This is a genomic window from Aeromonas sp. 97A, assembly GCF_051919185.1.
In the GTDB taxonomy this organism is placed as follows: Bacteria; Pseudomonadota; Gammaproteobacteria; order Enterobacterales; family Aeromonadaceae; genus Aeromonas; species Aeromonas veronii.
In genome coordinates this window covers 4,593,807-4,613,804 of the sequence record NZ_JBQBFF010000001.1, presented here as the reverse complement: position 1 = coordinate 4,613,804, position 19,998 = coordinate 4,593,807, and the positions used below count along the sequence as shown (strand labels likewise).

The 19,998-nt window shown below is 61.0% G+C and carries 18 protein-coding genes and 1 pseudogene; 5 read left to right on the top strand and 14 right to left on the bottom strand.

Going from position 1 to position 19,998, the window contains the following annotated elements:
- Positions 1 to 151: 151 nt before the first annotated feature.
- Together ACTG27_RS21245 and ACTG27_RS21240 are read right to left on the bottom strand one after the other, a co-directional pair.
- Entirely contained in the window at positions 152 to 544 is a 393-nt protein-coding gene (locus tag ACTG27_RS21245) for a protein YgfX (protein ID WP_439980390.1), read from the bottom strand.
- A gap of 19 nt (positions 545 to 563) precedes the next feature.
- On the bottom strand, positions 564 to 833 hold the full coding sequence (locus tag ACTG27_RS21240; protein WP_005335417.1) for an FAD assembly factor SdhE: 270 nt from the start codon (positions 831 to 833) through the stop codon (positions 564 to 566).
- 111 nt (positions 834 to 944) lie between these two features.
- On the opposite strand from ACTG27_RS21240, the gene ygfZ reads away from it, so the two are divergent.
- Entirely contained in the window at positions 945 to 1,853 is a 909-nt protein-coding gene (ygfZ, locus tag ACTG27_RS21235; protein WP_168769973.1) for a tRNA-modifying protein YgfZ, read from the top strand.
- Positions 1,854 to 1,859: 6 nt separating this feature from the next.
- On the opposite strand, the gene ACTG27_RS21230 is transcribed toward ygfZ, so the two are convergent.
- On the bottom strand, positions 1,860 to 2,741 hold the full coding sequence (locus ACTG27_RS21230) for a LysR family transcriptional regulator (RefSeq protein WP_110304346.1): 882 nt from the start codon (positions 2,739 to 2,741) through the stop codon (positions 1,860 to 1,862).
- Positions 2,742 to 2,866: 125 nt separating this feature from the next.
- Between ACTG27_RS21230 and ACTG27_RS21225 the strand changes: the two genes are divergently transcribed.
- Positions 2,867 to 3,313 (top strand): PACE efflux transporter, encoded by a 447-nt coding sequence (locus ACTG27_RS21225; RefSeq protein ID WP_202005869.1) that lies wholly within the window; start codon positions 2,867 to 2,869, stop codon positions 3,311 to 3,313.
- A gap of 162 nt (positions 3,314 to 3,475) precedes the next feature.
- Here ACTG27_RS21225 and ACTG27_RS21220 read toward each other — a convergent pair whose 3' ends face one another.
- On the bottom strand, positions 3,476 to 3,832 hold the full coding sequence (locus tag ACTG27_RS21220) for a hypothetical protein (RefSeq protein ID WP_069556186.1): 357 nt from the start codon (positions 3,830 to 3,832) through the stop codon (positions 3,476 to 3,478).
- A gap of 244 nt (positions 3,833 to 4,076) precedes the next feature.
- Between ACTG27_RS21220 and cutA the strand changes: the two genes are divergently transcribed.
- From cutA to ACTG27_RS21205, 3 genes are all read left to right on the top strand, one after another.
- Positions 4,077 to 4,394 carry a divalent-cation tolerance protein CutA gene (gene cutA, locus ACTG27_RS21215; protein WP_033136305.1) on the top strand — a complete coding sequence of 106 codons (318 nt, stop codon included), beginning with the start codon at positions 4,077 to 4,079 and terminating at the stop codon, positions 4,392 to 4,394.
- A complete protein-coding gene (locus ACTG27_RS21210; protein WP_439980386.1) occupies positions 4,391 to 6,181 on the top strand; it encodes a protein-disulfide reductase DsbD in 1,791 nt (596 codons plus the stop codon). Before cutA ends, ACTG27_RS21210 begins: the two co-directional genes overlap by 4 nt.
- A 132-nt stretch (positions 6,182 to 6,313) precedes the next feature.
- Positions 6,314 to 6,727: a hypothetical protein gene (locus tag ACTG27_RS21205; RefSeq protein WP_439980384.1), complete on the top strand. Its 414-nt coding sequence runs from the start codon at positions 6,314 to 6,316 to the stop codon at positions 6,725 to 6,727.
- Positions 6,728 to 6,790: 63 nt separating this feature from the next.
- Here the strand turns inward: ACTG27_RS21205 and ACTG27_RS21200 are convergent, their stop codons facing one another.
- From ACTG27_RS21200 to ACTG27_RS21155, 10 genes and pseudogenes are all read right to left on the bottom strand, one after another.
- On the bottom strand, positions 6,791 to 7,378 hold the full coding sequence (locus ACTG27_RS21200) for a hypothetical protein (protein WP_263718626.1): 588 nt from the start codon (positions 7,376 to 7,378) through the stop codon (positions 6,791 to 6,793).
- Positions 7,379 to 7,616: 238 nt separating this feature from the next.
- Complete coding sequence (locus tag ACTG27_RS21195) at positions 7,617 to 8,921, bottom strand: NAD(P)/FAD-dependent oxidoreductase (RefSeq protein WP_439980382.1); 1,305 nt, start codon at positions 8,919 to 8,921, stop codon at positions 7,617 to 7,619.
- A gap of 159 nt (positions 8,922 to 9,080) precedes the next feature.
- Complete coding sequence (gene fbaA, locus ACTG27_RS21190) at positions 9,081 to 10,160, bottom strand: class II fructose-bisphosphate aldolase (protein WP_005335434.1); 1,080 nt, start codon at positions 10,158 to 10,160, stop codon at positions 9,081 to 9,083.
- A gap of 115 nt (positions 10,161 to 10,275) precedes the next feature.
- On the bottom strand, positions 10,276 to 11,439 hold the full coding sequence (locus ACTG27_RS21185; RefSeq protein WP_005335436.1) for a phosphoglycerate kinase: 1,164 nt from the start codon (positions 11,437 to 11,439) through the stop codon (positions 10,276 to 10,278).
- Between the two features lie 61 nt (positions 11,440 to 11,500).
- Entirely contained in the window at positions 11,501 to 12,511 is a 1,011-nt protein-coding gene (gene epd / locus ACTG27_RS21180) for an erythrose-4-phosphate dehydrogenase (protein WP_120415497.1), read from the bottom strand.
- Between the two features lie 80 nt (positions 12,512 to 12,591).
- Positions 12,592 to 13,521, bottom strand: a complete 930-nt coding sequence (locus ACTG27_RS21175) for an ROK family protein (protein ID WP_439980380.1) — start codon at positions 13,519 to 13,521, stop codon at positions 12,592 to 12,594.
- Positions 13,522 to 13,632: 111 nt separating this feature from the next.
- Positions 13,633 to 14,698 (bottom strand): annotated as a pseudogene (gene hemE, locus ACTG27_RS21170) (uroporphyrinogen decarboxylase).
- A gap of 182 nt (positions 14,699 to 14,880) precedes the next feature.
- Positions 14,881 to 15,660 carry an NAD(+) diphosphatase gene (gene nudC, locus ACTG27_RS21165; protein ID WP_439980378.1) on the bottom strand — a complete coding sequence of 260 codons (780 nt, stop codon included), beginning with the start codon at positions 15,658 to 15,660 and terminating at the stop codon, positions 14,881 to 14,883.
- Between the two features lie 221 nt (positions 15,661 to 15,881).
- The gene (putA, locus tag ACTG27_RS21160; protein WP_439980376.1) at positions 15,882 to 19,046 is read right to left on the bottom strand and encodes a bifunctional proline dehydrogenase/L-glutamate gamma-semialdehyde dehydrogenase PutA; all 3,165 of its coding nucleotides are present in this window, start codon (positions 19,044 to 19,046) and stop codon (positions 15,882 to 15,884) included.
- A 329-nt stretch (positions 19,047 to 19,375) separates the two neighbouring features.
- Positions 19,376 to 19,981 carry a TIGR04211 family SH3 domain-containing protein gene (locus tag ACTG27_RS21155; protein ID WP_439980374.1) on the bottom strand — a complete coding sequence of 202 codons (606 nt, stop codon included), beginning with the start codon at positions 19,979 to 19,981 and terminating at the stop codon, positions 19,376 to 19,378.
- Between the last annotated feature and the right edge of the window lie 17 nt (positions 19,982 to 19,998).

Here is a 19,998-nt window from a genome sequence, read left to right as displayed (position 1 = left end):
CCTTCCCGCAAAGCGTTGCAGCAATCAGTGACCCCGCCCCGGCGGGGTCACTTGTTTTCAACCGCTTTTCAGCCACAAAAAGAGTGTCGCCAGCCACATGGCAACAGCTTATCGCGAAAAATCAGCGCATGGTCATCACGGAAAGCAGGCGTCAGCGCCGGGACGGCAGAAAGTGGATGGCTCGCGCCAGCAGGCGGTAATGTTCGGGGGGAAGGGCGTCGGAGAAGAGCCACAGTTGCCGTGGCGACACAGCTCCACTCTCTTGCGGCTCGGGACAAAGCGCCAGCCTGAGTACGCCGGGCAGAATGCGGCTTTTCTTGTCGAGCTGATAGCGGCGACCTTGCCACTGCAACCACTGACCATCCCAGACAAGCTCGAACGGGGGCTCGGTGAGGGTGCGCCAGCTCAGCCAGAGCGCCACCAGCCAGACGGGCAGCAACAGCGCCCACTGCCAACCGGCAATCAGGCCAGCCACCGGCCAGAGCAGCAACAGAAAGAGGGCCACCAGCAAATATTGCTGATGGCGGGAGGGGTGAACCGTCATGATCACCCGCTCCACAGGATTACCCCTGGCGGTCGTGGCGCGCCTGATTGCGCTCCAGGATCATCGGGATCATGGCGGCAAATGCCGGATCGGCAGGGACACCATGACCCATGCACCATTTGAACAGATCCGGATCGTCGCTCGCCAGCAGGCGGATAAAGGTCTGCTGATCGGCTTCGCTCAGGGAGTCGAACTCGTGTTCGAAAAAGGGCATAAAGATCACATCCAGCTCGAGCATACCGCGACGGCAGGCCCACTTCAGGCGGGATTTTTCAACTGGGCTCAACATGGCACTCTCCTTACAAAGACCGGGGGATGGTACCAGCTGGATTTTCCGGCTGACAAACATTAGTTACGTCTTTACCATGCAGCTCACATACTTTCTCTCTGGAATACCATCGTGAGCCTGCAACCACCTGTTTTTCCTGCCGAGCCGACCCGCTTCTCCCTGACCAAGCTGGCCATCACCCGTATCAGCGGCCAGGATCGCGCCAAATATCTGCAAGGTCAGGTCACCTGTGATGTCAACGCCCTGCAACCGGGGCAACAGACCCCGGGCGGCCACTGTGATCCCAAAGGCAAGCTGTGGAGCAATTTCCGCCTGCTCTGCCTCGACGACAGTCTTCTGCTACTGACCAGCCCTTCAGTGCTGGAACGTCAGTTGCCGGAGCTGAAGAAATTTGCCGTCTTCTCCAAGGTCGAGATCGCCGCCGATGAGCGTCACGCTACCGGGATCGCCGGTGCGGGCAGCGATGCGTGGATCGCCGAGCAGTTTGGCCTTCTGCAGAGCGGTCTTATCGACGGCGGCATGGCGGTGAAGATTGGGCAGGATCGCTGGCTGCTGGTGAGCAATCAGCAAGCCGACGCCCTGCCGCAAGGTGACGAGTCACTCTGGTGGGGGCTCGAGATCAAGGCGGGCCTGCCACACATGGAAGCTGTGCATCAGGGGGAGTTCATCCCGCAGATGCTCAACCTGCAGGCACTGGACGGCATCAGCTTCAACAAGGGCTGCTACATGGGGCAGGAGACGGTGGCCCGCGCCAAGTATCGCGGCGCCAACAACCGCGCCCTGTTCCTGCTGGCGGGGACTACCGGCGAGCCAGTTGCCAGCGGCGATACCCTGGAGCTGCAACTGGGTGACAACTGGCGTCGCAGCGGCATGGTGCTCAACGCCTGGCAACAGGCCGGGCAGGTGTGGCTCACCGCCGTGCTACCAAAAGATACCGAGGCTGACGCCCAATTCCGCCTCAAGCAGGACGAAGGCTCCCGCCTCACCCTGCAACCCCTGCCTTACGCCCTGACCGAGTAAGGTCGGCTAGCGAGGCACCCGCGCCAGCAGTGCCTCCTTCAGCCAGCGCCCCGCCTGCCCCAGCGGGCGGGCGCGATGCCACTGCAGTTCCAGCGCCAGCGCGTGGCTGGCGATAAAGTCCGGCTCCAGCACCACCACTTCGCCGCGAGCCAGCGGCTGATGCAGCAGAAATTCCGGGATGGCGGACCAGCCAAGGCCCCGCTTGACCAGCTCCAGCACCCCGAGATCCCCCTCGACCCACCACACCTGAGCCGAGATGCGAAAACGCTGGCGCTCGCTCCCTTCCCGTCGGCCGGTGACCATCAGCTGGCGTGCCCCCTGCAGATCGACCTCCCGCAGCGGCTGCTTGCGGGCCAGCGGATGATCCGGTGACACCACCAGCGGCATGGTAACCTCCCCCAGCGAATGGGCGACAATCTCTCGCTGGGGATGCACCTTCTGATAGCTGATGCCGAGCTGGGCCCGGCCGGTCACCAGCATCTCGGTCACATCTTCCATCAGCGGGAAGAGCAGCTCCAGCTCCACGGTCGGGTAACGAGTGGCGAACTCCTCCAGCAGGGTGCCGAGCCAGGGGAGGTGGGAGTCATCATCGATGGCCAGAGTGAGCCGCGTCTCCACCCCGGCCGCCAGCTCCCCGGCAATGGATTGCAACCGTTCACTCTGCGCCAGCAGGATCCCCGCCTCCTGCACCATGCGGGCCCCCGCCTCCGTCAGCTGCGGATAGCGGCCGCTGCGGTCAAACAGGGTCAGCCCCAGATCGATCTCCAGATTGGCGATAGCGCTGCTCACTACCGACTGCGCCTTACCCAGCTTGCGGGCGGCAGCGGAAAACGAGCCAGTTTCGGCGGCCGCCAGCAAGATCCTCAGTTGTTCCAGTGATGGCGTCATCTTATGGCCCTCCGGCAAGCCCTCTCATCCATCTATTTTAGCGATGGATACCAACATGAATCCATCGCTAAAGTTCTATAGATTAACCAACAATTCGTGAATGAACCTGATTGAGAGAGTGACTTATGCGTACCCGTAACGATCGCCTGCGCCATGCCATTGGCTTTGAATTCATTGGCCTGCTGATTGCCGCCCCGCTGGCCAGCTGGGTTACCGGGGTCGGGCTCAACCATATGGGCCCGCTGGCACTGTTCTTCTCGGTGCTGGCCACCGTCTGGAACTACATCTACAACATCGGGGTCGACAAGCTGCTGCTGAAATATCAGGGCCATACCCACAAGACCCTGTGGCAACGGGTGCTGCATACCTTCGGCTTTGAGGGCGGTCTGCTGATCGTCGCGCTGCCGGTCATGTCCTGGTGGCTGAGCGTCAGCATGCTGGAGGCGCTGGTGCTGGATCTGGGCTTCGTCGTCTTCTACCTGCTCTATGCCTTCGTCTACAACTGGGGCTATGACAAGGTGTTCCCCATCCCCCGCGAAGTGCCGCACGGCATGCCCCAAGAGGCGCGCTAAGGTACGAATCCGTTGGATTGAAACCGGGAAGTGAAGGTCAACAAGGAAAGACTACAGAAGAAACGACACGGCCCCATCATGGCAGACATGATGGGGCCGCAAAAGGCGTCAGCGCTGGCAGGCCGGCTGATTCAGAGGTAAGGATTCAAACCTGCCCGTCGCTCAAGCCTGGGCCTTGAGCTCTTCGCCGCTCTCATCGGCAGCGGCAGCCTCTTCAGGCTGGGCCTGAGCTACCTGCAGCGCTTCCAGCTCACTCTGATAATCGCTCAGGATCTGCTGGGCAACCGCCATATCACCCTTGTGTTTGCGCTCGAACAGATGGTGCTGCACCACGCCGTTGAGATACTCCACTGTAATGGGCTGCTCCAGGGTGGCCATCAGCTCCTCTTTCTCCAGCTCGGCATTGATTTCATCGGCGGTCGTGCGCAGCAGCCCGGCCAATTGAACCAACATGCGGCGCTCACCTTCGCGCAGCAGGCTCAACATGCGGTTTCTCTGCTGCTCATTCTGTTGGGTCATACATTTCCTTACGTCAATTGGGAACAAGCTCGCTCATTCTGCCCTGTCCCCATGACAGCGTCTATCTCATGCCCCCCACAAATTTTTGGCGCTGGCTCACAAATGGCTACAGATGCTATTTGAAGCGCCTCTGGGGTATAGTAGCCGCTGATTTTCGGGCGCTTTTTTCACCTTCATCCGCAGACAGGGATGAGACGGCAAGGGCGCCTGCCCGGTTTACCCCAACGAGGTGAAGATCCGCTTTATGACCGACGCCATTGTGGTGCTCTGCACCTGCCCAGATCAAACCAGTGCCGACCTTCTCTGCGAGCAGCTGCTGAACCAGCGGCTGGCCGCCTGCATCAATCAACTGCCGGGCGTCACCTCCGTCTATCGCTGGCAAGGCAAGGTGGAGCGCGCCACCGAGATCCAGCTCATCATCAAATCCCGCCAGCCACTCTTTGCCGAGTTGCAGGCATGTATTCAAGCCCATCACCCCTATGAGGTGCCCGAGCTGCTGGCCCTGCCGGTAAGTGCCGGACTACCTGCCTATCTCGACTGGCTCAATGGGGAGACCTCATGACGTTCACCCGCTTGCTCTCTCCTTTGTTGCTGCTCTGTGCCCTGTTGATGACAACAGTGGGCAGCGCCCCAGCACACGCCAGCGGCGCCGATCTGCTCAGCTCGCTGGGCATTGAGGCCAACGCCAAACCCAAATTTTTGCAGGTCGATGAGGCCTTTCAGATCGAGAGCGAACAGCGTGGCGATCAGCTGCTGCTGACCCTTCACATCGCCGACGATTACTACCTCTATCGCCACAGCCTGCGTTTCAAGGGGAACAACCTCACCTTCAGCGAGCCGACCCTGCCGGAAGGCACCGAGCACGAGGATGACTTCTTCGGCAAGACCCGGGTCTACTACCAGCAGGTGAGCATTGCGGTGCCGCTAAAGGAGGTGGGGGAAAATGCCGCCCTGCGGGTGCGCTATCAGGGCTGTACCGACGGCCTCTGCTATCCACCGACCGACAAGCTGATCGATGTGGCCCCGCTGGTCACGGCAACCACAGCGTCCACTGCTGAAACGGCACAAAGCGTCGCACCAGTGAGTCAGCAGGACCAGCTGGCCGCCGCCCTCGGACATCAGGGGTTCTGGCTCAGCATCGTCGCCTTCTTCGCGCTGGGGCTGGGGCTCGCCTTCACCCCCTGCGTCTTCCCCATGTATCCCATTCTGACCGGCATCATCGCCGGTGCCGGCCATCGCCTCTCCACCGGTCGCGCCTTCCTGCTCTCCTTTGTCTATGTGCAGGGGATGGCGGTCACCTACACCTTGCTGGGGCTGGTAGTGGCCTCGGCAGGTCTTAAATTCCAGGCGGCGCTGCAACACCCCTATGTGCTGATCGGCCTCTCGGTGATGTTCGTGCTGCTGGCCCTCTCCATGTTCGGACTCTATACCCTGCAACTGCCGAGCAGTTTGCAAACCCGGCTCTCCGGTCTCTCCAACCGCCAGCAGGGCGGCTCTGTAGTCGGGGTCGCCATCATGGGGATGATCTCCGGGCTGGTCTGCTCACCCTGCACCACGGCGCCGCTCTCGGGGGCACTGATCTACGTGGCCCAGAGCGGCGATCTCTGGCTCGGCGGGGCGGCGCTCTATGCCCTCTCGCTCGGGATGGGGCTACCGCTGCTGCTGCTCGGCACCTCGGGTGGCAAGCTACTGCCCAAGGCGGGCGCCTGGATGGATGTGATCAAGCAGCTGTTTGGTTTTGCCCTGCTGGCGGTGCCGATCCTGCTGCTGTCACGGCTCTGGAGCGATCAGATTGCCACTCTCGCCTGGCTCGGCTGGGGGCTGCTGCTGTGCGGCTATCTCTATCACCACAACCAGCACCAGCCCCACTCGGTGGCCAAAAGCGTGCGCGGCTTCGTGCTGTTGCTGGCGATGATCAGCGCCGTGGTGGTGGGCAAGGATCTGCTGCAACCGGCCACCCCTGCTGCCATCACGGCGGATGCCAATCAAACGGCGCCGCGGTTTATCCGCGTCAAGACGCTGGATGATCTCAAGGTGCAGCTGGCCGCCGCCCGCGGCAAGCCGGTGCTGCTCGACCTCTACGCCGACTGGTGCGTCGCCTGCAAGGAGTTCGAGCACAAGACCTTCAGCGATCCTACGGTGAGGGAGCGCTTCGGCCAGATGGTGCTGCTGCAGGCGGATGTTACCGCCAACGACGATGCCGATATCGAGCTGCTCAACAGCCTCAATGTGCTGGGGCTGCCGACCCTCATCTTCTTCGACCGCGAGGGCAAGGAGCTGACAGGGCAGCGGGTCACCGGTTTTATGGGGCCGGCGGAGTTTCTGGGCAGGCTCGATCAGCTACGCTGACCAACGGCGCCCCTGTAGACAGACAGGGGGCAGCCTTATACGTTACGCACTGATTTTTCTGGCAATCCCTTGTATATGACCGGCAGCATGGCAGAATTTGCCCTTCGATTGTCTCGCCCGTCCGGAGTTTTGATGAAAAAGTGGTTCATCCCCCTGCTAGCCCTCTGGCTTTATGGCTGCAGTGCAGGGCCCGGTGAAGAGGATATCCGGAGCCAAGTTACCGCCAGGTTGCTGGCCGAGACAGACGCCAACCTGTTCGATATCAGCGACTTCACCATCCTCGGCAAGGAGGAGCGGATGGAGGGGGTCTATCTGGTCAAGGTGAGTTACCAGCTCCACTTCAAGCAGGGGCTCGATCAGTTGCAGGTGTTGCACGACGAGGACCTGGTCTACGACCGGGTTGGCCCCTTCCAGCAGGAGATGGGTCTGATGGATCTCGAGCGCAAATATGGCGAGTTCGAGGCGGGCCAGGTGCTGCCGCAAGAGGCGGAGGTGTGGATGATGAAGGGCGAACAGGGGTGGCGACTGGCTGAACCGGCGCAATAAAGGGCTGCCCGCCCCTTACTCTCTGCAAGCTCGGCAACGGCAGCTCTGCCGTGGTTGACCAGCTCAGACCTGGGTATCGACCCGATACCCTTTTCGCTCGGCGGTTTCGCTCGGCAACTTGCTGGCCAACCCTGACAGCACCTCCTTGAGGGTGACCCCGCTCTCTGCCGCACCACTGCTCTCCAGCAGCTTGGTCAGCTGGTTCTGCAAGGGGTTCACCGCTTCGCTTTCGACCCCTTGCTCGCTCTCTTTTCCCTGTCCGCCCTGCTGATCCAGCGTCTCCAGCAGGCGCTCCAGATCCCGCTTGAGCGGGTTTTCGCTGCTGTCGGCGATGGCGAGTTTGCGCTGTTCCTGCTCTTGCCGCTGTTGTTGCTGCAATGCCAACTGTTGCTCCTGCTGCTGTTGCAGGGAGCCCATCATGGTGTTGATGAACGCTTCCAGCGAGTCCCTGATTGAAACAGTGCCACCGCCGCTGCTCTCCCCTTGCGGTGACAGCCCCAGCTCATCCAGCACAGCGCCAAGGTCGCGCACCAGGCTGTCACTGCCCGTTGATGGTGAAGTTGCAGCCCGCTCCTGTGCCTGCACGGCGGGAGAACCCTGCCTTTGCGCCAGCGGGCTGGGCCCGCCTGACGCGACCACATTTATCTCCATCTTGGCCCTCCTCTCCCCGCCCTCTGGCCCTTTTTCGGCAAATATTCCGGCAATCTGACAAACTCTTGCCCCTTGGCAGATAACCGTACTCACACCTAAAAGATAGCGCCAACCGGACGAGATTGGCGCGAATGCATCTTTTGGTCTATCGGGCGGAACGATAGTGCCAACCCGCTATAAACAAGGGCTGGCAAGGGGGCAGGCGTTCAGCCATCACTGCGCTGGCTGACAATGGGGGTCAGAAGATATCCTTGAAACGGTGCCACAGCATCCCCAGCGCCAACAGCGGGGAGCGCAGCGCCGGGCCGCCGGGGAAGGTGATATGGGGCACGCTGGCAAAGAGATCGAAACCCCGGCTTTCGCCGCGGATCGCCTCGGCCACCAGCTTACCCGCCATATGGGTAGCATTGAGACCGTGACCCGAATAGGCCTGGGCGTAGAGCACGTTGGGGTGTTCCTTCAAGCGGCCAATCTGCGGCAGCCGGTTGGCGCCAATCCCGATCATCCCGCCCCACTGAAACTCGATGGCGGTGCCAGCCAGCTCGGGGAAGACCCGCAGCAGCTTGGGCAACATAAAGGCCTTGATATCCTTCGGGTCTCGCCCCGAATAGTTGCAGGCCCCGCCAAACAGCAGGCGACCATCGGCAGAGAGGCGGTAGTAGTCAAGCGCCACATTCTGATCGCACACCGCCATGTTTTGCGGCAGCAAGCGCTGGCGCAAGCGGCGATCCAGCACTTCGGTGGCGAGGATATAGGAGCCGGCAGGTAGCACCCGCCCTCCCAGCTCTGGATTGAGGTCGTTGAGATAGGCGTTGCAGCCGATCACCAGATAATCGGCGGTGACCCGCCCATGAGCCGTGGTCACCTCCACCTGCTTGCCGTAGTCGATATGGGTCACTCGGGAGTGTTCAAACAGGGAGACCCCGAGGCTGGCGGCGGCGCGCGCCTCGCCGAGCGCCAGATTGAGGGGGTGGAGATGGCCGGAGCCCATGTCGATGAGGCCGCCAATATAGCGATCCGATCCCACCACGCTATGGATATCTTCCCGCGGTACCAGCTTGAGTTCGTGCTCATAGCCCAGACTCGCCAGATGGTCGAGATCTTCCTCAAAGCCGGCCAGATGGCGCTGACGGGTGGCAAGGTCGCAGTAACCCCAGGTGAGGTCACACTCGATATTGAAACGCTCAACCCGCTCGCGCACCAGCTGCACCGCCTCCAGCCCCATCAGGTCGAGTTCGCGCACCCCTTCCTCACCAATCCAGCGGGCGAACTGGCTGGTATCGTGGCCGATACCGCGAATAAGCTGACCGCCGTTGCGCCCGGAGGCGCCCCAGCCGATTCGGTTGGCCTCCAGCACCACCACCTTGTAGCCTGCATCAGCCAGGTTGATGGCGGTGTTGAGACCGGTAAAACCGCCGCCGATGATGCAGACATCCGCTTTCAGCTCGGCCTCGAGTTCCGGCCACTGCTGCGGATCGTTGCGGGTGGCCGCGTAGTAGGAGGCGACGTGCTCCTGATATCCGTTGTGCTTTCCTGCCTGCATACTCAGCATCCTGCCTTGGTTGCAAATTGTTTAATAAAATAAGCAAAGTTGTTTCGATAATACCCAGTTCCCCCTCCACTCACCAACCGGTGCGGATCACAGAAATGCAAAAGGCGCCCCGAAGGGCGCCTTTTCATGCAATCAAGGTGCTGTAACGAATTACAGTACGTCGATGGCGTTCAAGTCGGAGAATGCTTTCTCCAGACGAGCGATCATGGAAGTCTGACCTTCACGCAGCCATACGCGCGGATCGTAGTACTTCTTGTTCGGCTTGTCGGCGCCTTCCGGGTTGCCCAGCTGGCCTTGCAGGTAAGCTTCGTTCTTCTTGTAGAAGTTCAGCAGACCTTCCCAAGTTGCCCACTGGGTGTCGGTGTCGATGTTCATCTTCACTACGCCGTAGGAGATGGACTCGCGGATCTCTTCCAGAGTGGAACCTGAACCACCGTGGAATACGAAGTCCAGGGACTTGGCAGGGATGCCGAACTTCTCGGAAACGTACTTCTGGGAAGCGTCCAGGATGGACGGGGTCAGCTTGACGTTACCCGGCTTGTATACACCGTGTACGTTGCCGAAGGAGGCAGCGATGGTGAAACGCGGGCTGATCTTGGACAGACGCTCGTAAGCGTAAGCAACATCTTCCGGCTGGGTGTACAGAGCGGACTGATCCATGTGGCTGTTGTCGACGCCGTCTTCTTCGCCACCGGTGCAACCCAGTTCCAGCTCCAGAGTCATGTTCATCTTGGCCATGCGGGTCAGGTACTCGCAGCAGATGTCGATGTTCTCTTCCAGAGACTCTTCGGACAGATCCAGCATGTGGGAGGAGAACAGCGGCTTGCCGGTTTCAGCAAAGTGCTTCTCGCCCGCTTCCAGCAGACCGTCGATCCACGGCAGCAGCTTCTTGGCAGCGTGGTCGGTGTGCAGGATTACCGGCACGCCGTAAGCTTCGGCAACAGCGTGAACGTGCTTGGCACCAGAGATGGCACCCAGGATGGCAGCTTTCTGACCTTCCAGCTTCAGACCCTTACCGGCGGTGAACACGGCACCACCGTTGGAGAACTGAACGATAACCGGCGCTTTAACCTTGGCGGCAGCTTCCAGTACGGCGTTCACGGAGTCGGTACCAACGCAGTTTACGGCCGGCAGAGCGAAGCCGTTCTCTTTAGCGATGGCGAACACTTTCTGAACGTCATCACCAGTGATCACGCCGGGTTTTACGAAGTCGAAAATTTTCTTAGACATGTTTAATCGTCCTGTCTCGTATGCCGTTAATAAAAAATGGGGGGTTCATCATGAACCGGCACAGCGGGCACATGATAAACGAAACGGGAGGCTTTTGCCCCCCGTTCCGGGTCAATTAGGCTTTGGCGCGCTGTTCCAGAATCGCAACAGCCGGCAGTACCTTGCCTTCTACGAACTCCAGGAAGGCGCCGCCGCCAGTGGAGATGTAGGAGACTTTGTCAGCGATGCCGAACTTGTCGATAGCAGCCAGGGTGTCGCCACCGCCAGCGATGGAGAAGGCCGGAGAAGCAGCGATGGCTTCAGCGATAACCTTGGTGCCTTCAGCGAACTGGTCGAACTCGAACACGCCAACCGGACCGTTCCACAGGATGGTCTTGGCGTTCATGATGATGTCAGCCAGGGCCTTGGCAGAATCCGGGCCGATGTCGAAGATCATGTCGCCGTCGGTCACGTCAGAGACGGACTTGATGGTCGCCGGAGTGGACTCGGAGAACTCGGCACCTACAACCACGTCGGTGGTCACAGGAATGTTGGTCTCGGCAGCCAGTTTCTTGGCGGTGTCGATCAGGTCGTGCTCGCACAGGGACTTGCCGACGTTGTGACCGGCAGCAGCGATGAAGGTGTTGGCGATGCCACCACCGACAACCAGCTGGTCAGCGATTTTGGAGAGGGATTCCAGAACGGTCAGCTTGGTGGAGACCTTGGAGCCGCCAACGATGGCAACCATCGGGCGCTCGGGCTTCAGCATGGCTTTACCCAGCGCTTCCAGTTCACCCGCCAGCAGCGGACCAGCACAGGCGACCGGAGCGAACTGAGCCACACCGTAGGTGGAACCTTCGGCGCGGTGAGCAGTACCGAACGCATCCATTACAAAGACATCACACAGGGCGGCGTATTTTTTGGCCAGCTCTTCGGTGTTCTTCTTCTCGCCTTTGTTGAAGCGGCAGTTTTCCAGTACAACCAGCTCACCGGCAGCGACTTCTACGCCATCCAGGTAATCCTTGGCCAGGCGAACCGGGCAGGACAGAGCGTCTTTCAGATAGTTGACAACCGGAGCCAGGGAGAATTCTTCGTTGTATTCACCCTCGGTCGGACGACCCAGGTGGGAGGTGATCATCAGCTTGGCGCCCTTTTCCAGAGCCAGCTTGATGGTCGGCAGAGTCGCAACGATACGTGCATCGGAGGTGACCTTGCCGTCTTTTACCGGTACGTTCAGGTCAGCACGGATCAGAACGCGTTTACCCGCCAGATCCAGGTCAGTCATCTTGATAACAGACATATTCAGTCCTCTATATTTTCCAGGTAATGTTAAAAACAGTAACCTTTCGCCCGGGGCAGGCTCAGCCTGCGGCCATCATGGCCCGGGTGGTATCCAGCATCCGGTTTGCGAAGCCCCATTCGTTATCGCACCACATCAACATCTTGACGAGGTTGGCATCGCTCACCCGGGTCTGGGTACCATCAATGATGCAGGAGTGTGCATCATGATTGAAGTCTACGGAGACCAGCGGTTCTTCCGTGTAATCCAGAATACCGTGTAATGTACCTCTGGATGCCCGTTGCAGGGCTTGATTTACGTCAGTAACTGTCACTTTTTTACGAACAGTAATACTGAGATCCATCGCTGTTACATTGATGGTCGGCACCCGCACCGCAATCGCCTCGAACTTGCCGGCGAAGTGGGGCAGGATGCGCTCAAGCCCCTTTGCCAGCTTGGTGTCCACCGGAATGATGGACTGACTGGCAGCGCGGGTTCGGCGCAAGTCACTGTGGTAGGCATCGATGACTTGCTGATCATGCATGGCCGAATGAATTGTCGTAATAGTACCACAATTTATCTCGAATTCTCGATGCAATGTTTCAATCACCGGCACCACGCAGTTGGTGGTACAGGAGGCGTTGGAGACGATCCGCTCGCGCCCCGTCAGCACCTGATGATTGACCCCGTAGACGATGGTGGCGTCCACATCCGCTTCGGCCGGATGAGAGAACAAAACCTTGCCCGCCCCCGCCGCCAGATGCAGCTCGGCATCGGCCCGTGAGCCGAATACCCCGGTGCAGTCCAGCACCACATCCACCCCCAGCGCCCGCCACGGCAAGTTCGACGGATCCCGCTCGGCAAACAGGGAGATAAGATCCTCCCCCACCAACATGCTGTTGCCAGCCAGCTGCACCGGATAGTGAAAACGACCGTGGCTGGTATCGAAGCGGGTCAGGTGCACCATGGCTTCGGGAGCCGCCAGCTCGTTGATGGCGACAATCTTGATGGTCTTGTCGCGCCCGCTCTCGTAGAGGGCTCGCAGTACATTGCGGCCGATCCGTCCGTAACCGTTGATGGCAATCTTGATCATCTGGCAGCCAGTTCCTTACCACAGATTTGCTAGCGCATGGGCTAGAGAAAAGAGCAGCCAACCGGCTGCCCGGGCCCGGCTCACGACAGCAGGGCATCCTTGAATTCACCACGGGCCAGCAGGGCCGCCCCGAACACCCCGGCACTGTCACCAAGGGCTGGAGCAATAATGGGGGCACTGAAACGGGGATTAAAGAGGAAGGGCAAAATAGTCTGTCTTCCCACGCTGTAGAGGCTCTGCACGTTGCCGACCCCGCCGCCGATGACAATAACATCCGGGTCGAGAATGTTGACCACATTGGCCAGCGCCTGACCAAACAGCAGATGCAGCCGATCGATGGTGAGCTTGGCCACATGATCGTGGGCGGTCGCAGCCACGATTTGCGCCAGCGACAGGCGACGCTTGGCCTTGGCCTCGTACCAGGCCTCCAGCGCCGGGCCGCTGATCAGGGTCTCGACGCAGCCGTGCTTGCCACAGTAGCACTCGGGGCCATCGGGGGAGAGCACATTGTGCCCCCACTCGCCGGCGATGCCGTGATGACCGTTGAGAATGCGGCCGTTGATGACGATTCCGGAGCCGACCCCGGTACCCATGATGATGCCGAACACCACTTTCGCATCGGGATGGTGCTGGCGCACCGCCCCAAGATGGGTTTCTGCCAGCGCAAAGCAGTTGGCATCGTTGGCAATCAGCACCGGCACGCCCAGCTTGCGCTCCAGATCTTCCTTGAACGGCTTGCCGTTGAGCTCGGTGGTATTGCAGTTCTTCATCAGGCCGGTCTGCGGATCCCGCGCCCCCGGCGTCCCCATGCCGATGACAGCCGGGCGCTGGCCAATCTTCTCGGCGCACTCAGCTACCAGCCTGGCGATCTGGCCGATCATATGGTCATAACCGCCCGCCCGCTCGGTGGAGATGCGGTGGCGCAGCAGCACCTCGTCGCCATCCAGCACCACGCATTCACACTTGGTACCGCCAAGATCGATACCCCAATCCAGTGACTTGCTGCTCATCTTGCCTCCTGCACGGGCGCCACGCTCTCGTCGTCGCGGCGCCTTTTTCAATGTAAAACGGGGCCTTGCGGCCCCGGATATCAAACACACTCTTCTTCTCTCGCCCCGGCCTTAGCGACCGTGGTACTGGGCGGAGAGCTCGTGTACCGCGTTGACGAACACGCCGGCATGTTCCGGGTTCACATCCTGATGGATGCCGTGGCCGAGGTTGAAGACGTGGCCATTGCTGACCGAAACCGGCAAGAATGGAGGCGACCTCTTCACGGATGCGAGCCGGAGTGGCGTAGAGCATGGAGGGATCCATGTTGCCCTGCAGCGCCACCTTGTCACCGACCCGACGCTTGGCGTCGGCAATGTCGGTGGTCCAGTCCAGACCCAGCGCATCGCAACCGGTGGCGGCGATCTGCTCCAGCCACTGACCGCCGTTCTTGGTGAACAGGGTGACCGGCACACGGCGACCGTCGTGCTCGCGGATCAGGCCATCGACAATCTTGTGCATGTACTGCAGGGAGAAGTCGCGGTAGTCGCGCGGGGTGAGCACGCCGCCCCAGGTGTCGAACACCATGACCGCCTGCGCACCCGCCTTGATCTGGGCGTTGAGGTAAGCAATCACGCTGTCGGCCAACTTGTCGAGCAGCAGGTGCAGGGTTTGCGGCTCTGCGTACATCATCTGCTTGATCTTGGTGAACGCCTTGGAGCTGCCCCCCTCCACCATGTAGGTGGCCAGGGTCCATGGGCTGCCGGAGAAGCCGATGAGCGGCACTTCGCCCTTGAGCTCACGGCGGATGGTGCGCACCGCGTTCATCACATAGCCCAGCTCATCTTCCGGATCCGGAATGGGCAGCGCCTGCACGTCGGCCATGGAGGTGATCGGGCGCTCGAAGCGCGGGCCTTCGCCCTGCTCGAAGTAGAGACCGAGCCCCATGGCATCGGGCACGGTGAGGATGTCGGAGAAGAGGATGGCGGCATCGAGCGGGTAGCGGCGCAGCGGCTGCAGGGTGACTTCACAGGCCAGCTCGGCATTGCGGCACAGGGACATGAAATCCCCCGCCTGGGCGCGAGTCGCCTTGTATTCCGGCAGATAACGGCCAGCCTGGCGCATCATCCATACCGGGGTCATGTCCACGTCCTGACGCAGCAGGGCGCGCAGGTATCGATCGTTCTTCAGCTCTTTCATCCCAGTTCCTGAGTTCGTATCACGCATAAAATGGCGGCCATAATACCACTTTGCCCACCGGATCGGACTGCCCAAAACGTGGCAAATAGGCACGCGGTTGCAAAGATGTGAAGGGGCGCAAACCTGACCGCCCCGCTTGTAACAAGAAGTGCAAAAAGATTGGCGAAAAGATAAGCGCCTCGTTACCCCTCGCCCGCCAGTGACAACTCGATCAGCCGCCGGGCAATGGTGCCGTGGGGTGGCAAGCGCGGCAAGCGGTCAGCAGCAAAGAAAGCGGCGGCAACCAGTTCGTCATCCTGCACCATTATCTCGCCGCTCTCGTAGTCGGCGGTAAAGCCCATCATCAGGCTGTGAGGGAATGGCCAGGGTTGACTCGCCACATAGCGCACATTGCGCACCCGGATGCCGCTCTCCTCGAACACCTCCCGTGCCACGCACTGCTCAAGGTTCTCTCCCGCCTCCACAAAGCCGGCCAGCACGGTATACATGGGATCGTCCGCCTGATAGTGACGGCGATGAGCCGCCAGCAGGATCTCCGGCCCCTTGCGCACCGCCACGATAATGCAGGGGGAGATGCGCGGATAGACGCTGTGGCCGTGGTGGCACACCTGCGCCCACTCCCCCGCCTTCGGGGTCATGGGGGCGCCGCACTCGCCGCAGAAACGGTGGGTACGGCGGAAGGTAACGAGCTGCCAGGCGCGGCCAGCAAGACGAAAGCCCTCCTTGTCTCCCGCCACCATCAGCTGGCGCAGGGGGGCCATCATAGTCGTGTCGGCCTCAGCCCCCAGATCCAGCAGATAGCAGGGCAGCCCCTGCCACTCGTCGAAACGCTCGAAATGGGCGTCAGCCAGCGCTGTGGGCAGGCACGCTTTACTTCCTTGTGGCACCTCTCCCTGCTGATCGAGCAGTACCAGATGATCGCCCCCCAGCACGAACCAGCGGGCTTGTTCGGTTAATGACATCAGATAAACACTCTCGTTAAAACAAAACCCTGACCACGGCTGGCCGACCAAGGGGCAAACGCCGCACGAATGGCTCCCATCTTACGACCGGCACGGGTCGCTGACGACCCCGCCGTGGCCGATTGTCCCATTCGTAAAAAACGGATGGTGCAAATAAAGAGGCCGCCCGAAGGCGGCCCGTTGTTATCCGGCATCCAGTATCCGGCCTCTATCGACGCAGATCAGGCATCGCCCATCGCCAGCAGGGAGGCGTTGCCGCCCACTGCAGTGGTGTTGATGGTGCGGGTCTTCTCGGTAACGAAGCGGCTCAGGTAGTGGGGGCCACCCGCCTTGGGGCCGGTGCCGGAGAGCCCCTGGCCGCCGAACGGTTGCACCCCGACCATGGCGCCGATCTGGTTACGGTTGATGTAGACGTTGCCCACGTTGATACGGCTCGCCAGCTCCTCGGCGTGGGATTCGTTGCGGCTGTGGATCCCGAGCGTCAGGCCATAGCCGGTGCCGTTGATGTCGCCGATCACCTTGTCCAGATCCCGGGTGGCATAGCGCACCACGTGCAGGATGGGGCCGAACTGCTCCTTGGTCAACTCGCGGATGGAGCCGATCTCCAGCGCGGTCGGCTGGACGAAGTGTCCCTCCATGGTCGCGGCGGGCATCGGCGCCTGCGCAATCAGGCGAGCACGCGGGATCATGTAGGCGAGATGAGCATCGAGACCGGCCTTGGCATCAGCATCGATCACCGGGCCGACGTCGGTGTTGTGCTCGGCCGGGTTGCCCACTTTCAGCTCCTGCATGGCGCCGGTGAGGATCTCCAGCACCCGCTCGGCGATCTCCTCCTGCAGGTAGAGCACCCGCAGGGCCGAGCAGCGCTGACCGGCGCTCTGGAAGGCAGCGCTCACCACGTCGCGCACCACCTGCTCCGGCAGGGCGGTGGAGTCAACAATCATGGCGTTCTGACCGCCGGTCTCGGCGATGAGCGGCAGGATGGCGCCATCGCGCTGGGCCAGGGTCATGTTGATCAGCTTGGCGGTCTCGGTGGAGCCGGTGAAGCAGACGCCGCCGATGCGCGGAGCCGCCGTCAGCTTGGCGCCGACGGTAGCACCGTCACCGGGCAGCAATTGCAGTACGTCGCCCGGAATACCAGCCTGATGGGCCAGCGTCACCGCCAGATGGGCGATAAGGCCGGTCTGCTCCGCCGGTTTGGCGATAACAGTGTTGCCGGTGGCCAGCGCCGCAGCGATTTGGCCGAGGAAAATCGCCAGCGGGAAGTTCCACGGGCTGATGCAGACAAAGACGCCGCGCCCCTGCAGGAACAGCTCGTTCTGCTCGCCGGTGTAACCGGGCAGCAGGGTCGCCTGCCCCATCAGGCTGCGGGCCTGTACCGCGTAGTAGCGGCAAAAATCGACCGCTTCACGCACCTCGTCGATGCCATCTTGCAGCAGCTTGCCCGCCTCGCGGGTACAGAGGGAGACAAACTGCTCGCGGTTCGCTTCCAGCAGATCTGCCAGCTTCTCCAGTGCGGCGGCACGCTCGCTCACCGGGGTTTCGCGCCAGCGCGGGAAGGCGGCGTGGGCGGATGCCAAAGCCTGTTCCACCGCCAGCTCGTCGGCCCAGTGGATCTTGCCGACGGTGAGGCTCACATCCTGCGGGCTCAACACGGTGCGTGCCTCGCTGCGCTTGAGGGTCTCGCCATCGACGATGGGGCCCGCCAACCACTGCTTGCTCTCCAGCTCTTTCAAGCGGGCGAAGAAGGGGCGCTGGATGGAGAGGATGTTCATGTTGACGCCGCTGGAGTTCTTGCGGTCGCTGAAGAGGTTCACCGGCTGCGGAATGCGGTCGTTGGCAAAGCCGGAGTAGCGCTTGAGGGTGCGCAGCGGATGCTCGGCAAGTGAATCTACCGGGGTGTTGGGATCCACCAGCTTGTGAACGAAGGAGGTGTTGGCCCCGTTCTCAAGCAGGCGGCGCACCAGATAGGGCAGCAAGTCCTTGTGGGCGCCGACCGGCGCATAGATGCGGCAGTGCAGGCCTGGGTTGTCGTTCAGCACGGCGTTGTGCAGCTCCTCCCCCATACCGTGCAGGCGCTGGAATTCAAACTGGCGATCACCGGCCATCTCCAGAATGCTGACCACGGTATTGGCATTGTGGGTGGCGAACTGGGGAGCGATAAAGCCGCGGGTCGGCTCGCTCAGCAGATAGCGGGCGCAGGCGAGATAGGAGATATCGGTGCCCGCCTTGCGGGTAAAGAGCGGGTAGCCGGGCAAGCCCGCCTGCTGGGCATATTTCAGTTCGCTGTCCCAGTAGGCGCCTTTTACCAAGCGAACCGGAATGAGGTCACCCTGCTCGCGGGCCAGTGCGGTGAGCCAGCAGAGTACCGGCAGGGCGCGCTTGGAGTAGGCCTGCACCACCATGCCGAGTTTGCCCCAACCACGGTTGGCGTCGGAGCGATAGAGCTGCTCGAACAGATCCAGCGACAGCTCGAGTCTGTCCATCTCCTCGGCATCGATGCTGATGGCCACATCCTTGTCGCGGGCGAGACGCACCAGCCCCACCAATCGCTCGCACATCTCGCCAAGCACCCGCGCGCGGTTGGCCACGTCATAGCGCGGATGCAGTGCCGAGAGCTTGATGGAGATGGAGGGGGCCGGGCCGCCGTCGCTAATGCGTTCATTGCCCACCGCCTCGATGGCGTTGCGGTAATCGGCCAGATACTTGTCGGCATCCTGCATGGTCAGCGCCGACTCACCCAGCATGTCGTAGGTGTGGGTGTAGCCCAGCTCGCGGGATTTGCGGCTCGCCTTCAGCGCCTCTTTCATGTCGCGCCCCAGTACGAACTGCTTGCCCATGATCTTCATGGCGGCATACATGGCAGAGCGCACCACCGGCTCCCCCAGCTTGTTGACCATGCGGCCCAGCAGGTTGGCCGGATTGCCGTCGAGCTTCTTGTCCAGCTTGATGATCTTGCCGGTCAGCATCAGCCCCCAGGTGGAGGCGTTGACCAGAGTGGAGTCGCTCTTGCGGAAATGGGAGGACCAGTTGGCGCCGGAGAGTTTGTCCTTGATCAGGGCATCGGCGGTCTCGGCATCGGGAATGCGCAGCAGCGCCTCGGCCAGACACATCAGGATGATCCCCTCCTGGGTATCCAGGCTGTACTCCTGCAGGAAGGCGTCGATACCGTCACCGGAGCCGCTCTCCTTGCGCACCTTGGTCACCAGGGTGCGGGCACGCTGGGTCACCTGCTCCAGCGAGGCGCCATCCCCCGGCAGCATGGCCGACAGTTCGGCCAGATAGGCATTTTCATCCACCACATAGTTCTGGGTGATGGCTTCGCGCAGGGCGGCCAGATCGGAGGGGATATAGTCAGCGGCAAGCACTTGAGTAGCTTTGAACATATGGGGTCTTCCTGTACGCCCTAGGGCTGATATCGACAAAGGCGGACGCGCCGCCGAAACGCCGATAATGTATACAATGTTGCGCCCTATATGAAATGAATTTGTTGCCAACCTTTAACAAAGATCGCTCATTCCCCCCATAAATTCGCTTTTGAAGCCAATACACCAGCAAGCGTGAGGGTCATCTGACTTCATTTTGTATACGATCTGCCACCGCCCTGTCGCAAAGCAGCCACGCATTCCGCCCAATACCGGATGTCCCCAATGCGCCCCAAAAAAGAAGGGCCGCCACGGCGACCCTTCTCAGCAATTCATTCAGCCAGATGCTGTCAGTTCATCCAGCGATCGCCACGGCTGCGACGACGGGGCAGCATGGGCAGCAGGATACCAAGCAGGATACCGGCACCCACCATGGCACCACCACGGATAAACCAGTCCATCTGCATGTCGTGCTCCTGGTTGTCGTAGCTTTGGGTCAGGGCATCATTCTGCTCTTTGAGATTGCTCATCTCCTCACCCTGACTGACCAGCTGAGCCTTGAGGGCGGCGATCTCCTTGCTCTGGGCAGCGATCTGACCATCCTTCTCGGTGAAGCGTTTCTCGTTGTCACCGTTAAGGTTCTGCAGGCGATCTTTAAGCTCATCGCGCTCTTTTTCCACCTGGGGCAGACGCTCGCGCAGGCTGATCTGGCTCTGCAGTTCGCCGTTCTTGATCCACCCCTCGCGGCCACGACCGTCCACCACCTGGGTGAAACCGGCCTCGCTGTTCACCGCCTTTACCTCCAGCGGTTCACCAGCCTTGACGCTGCCAAGGATCCGGTACTGGGTACCCGGGCCATTGTGGATATAGGTAAAGATGTTGTCTGAAACATAACGGGTATCGGCCAGTGCCTGTTGGGCACACAAGCAGATCAAAATCCCGAGAAGGGCGCGCATGGTCGATCGGTTCTCTT

Bases quoted from the DNA above. Each gene is read 5' to 3' on its own strand.
- ACTG27_RS21195 (WP_439980382.1), bottom strand. From the start codon at position 8,921: ATGCAGGCAGGAAAGCACAACGGATATCAGGAGCACGTCGCCTCCTAC.
- ACTG27_RS21220 (WP_069556186.1), bottom strand. From the start codon at position 3,832: ATGACCCAACAGAATGAGCAGCAGAGAAACCGCATGTTGAGCCTGCTG.
- putA (WP_439980376.1), bottom strand. From the start codon at position 19,046: ATGTTCAAAGCTACTCAAGTGCTTGCCGCTGACTATATCCCCTCCGAT.
- epd (WP_120415497.1), bottom strand. From the start codon at position 12,511: ATGATCAAGATTGCCATCAACGGTTACGGACGGATCGGCCGCAATGTA.
- ACTG27_RS21200 (WP_263718626.1), bottom strand. From the start codon at position 7,378: ATGGAGATAAATGTGGTCGCGTCAGGCGGGCCCAGCCCGCTGGCGCAA.
- ACTG27_RS21175 (WP_439980380.1), bottom strand. From the start codon at position 13,521: ATGAGCAGCAAGTCACTGGATTGGGGTATCGATCTTGGCGGTACCAAG.
- ACTG27_RS21245 (WP_439980390.1), bottom strand. From the start codon at position 544: ATGACGGTTCACCCCTCCCGCCATCAGCAATATTTGCTGGTGGCCCTC.
- ACTG27_RS21240 (WP_005335417.1), bottom strand. From the start codon at position 833: ATGTTGAGCCCAGTTGAAAAATCCCGCCTGAAGTGGGCCTGCCGTCGC.
- cutA (WP_033136305.1), top strand. From the start codon at position 4,077: ATGACCGACGCCATTGTGGTGCTCTGCACCTGCCCAGATCAAACCAGT.
- ACTG27_RS21155 (WP_439980374.1), bottom strand. From the start codon at position 19,981: ATGCGCGCCCTTCTCGGGATTTTGATCTGCTTGTGTGCCCAACAGGCA.
- ACTG27_RS21185 (WP_005335436.1), bottom strand. From the start codon at position 11,439: ATGTCTGTTATCAAGATGACTGACCTGGATCTGGCGGGTAAACGCGTT.
- fbaA (WP_005335434.1), bottom strand. From the start codon at position 10,160: ATGTCTAAGAAAATTTTCGACTTCGTAAAACCCGGCGTGATCACTGGT.
- nudC (WP_439980378.1), bottom strand. From the start codon at position 15,660: ATGTCATTAACCGAACAAGCCCGCTGGTTCGTGCTGGGGGGCGATCAT.
- ACTG27_RS21210 (WP_439980386.1), top strand. From the start codon at position 4,391: ATGACGTTCACCCGCTTGCTCTCTCCTTTGTTGCTGCTCTGTGCCCTG.
- ACTG27_RS21225 (WP_202005869.1), top strand. From the start codon at position 2,867: ATGCGTACCCGTAACGATCGCCTGCGCCATGCCATTGGCTTTGAATTC.
- ACTG27_RS21205 (WP_439980384.1), top strand. From the start codon at position 6,314: ATGAAAAAGTGGTTCATCCCCCTGCTAGCCCTCTGGCTTTATGGCTGC.
- ACTG27_RS21230 (WP_110304346.1), bottom strand. From the start codon at position 2,741: ATGACGCCATCACTGGAACAACTGAGGATCTTGCTGGCGGCCGCCGAA.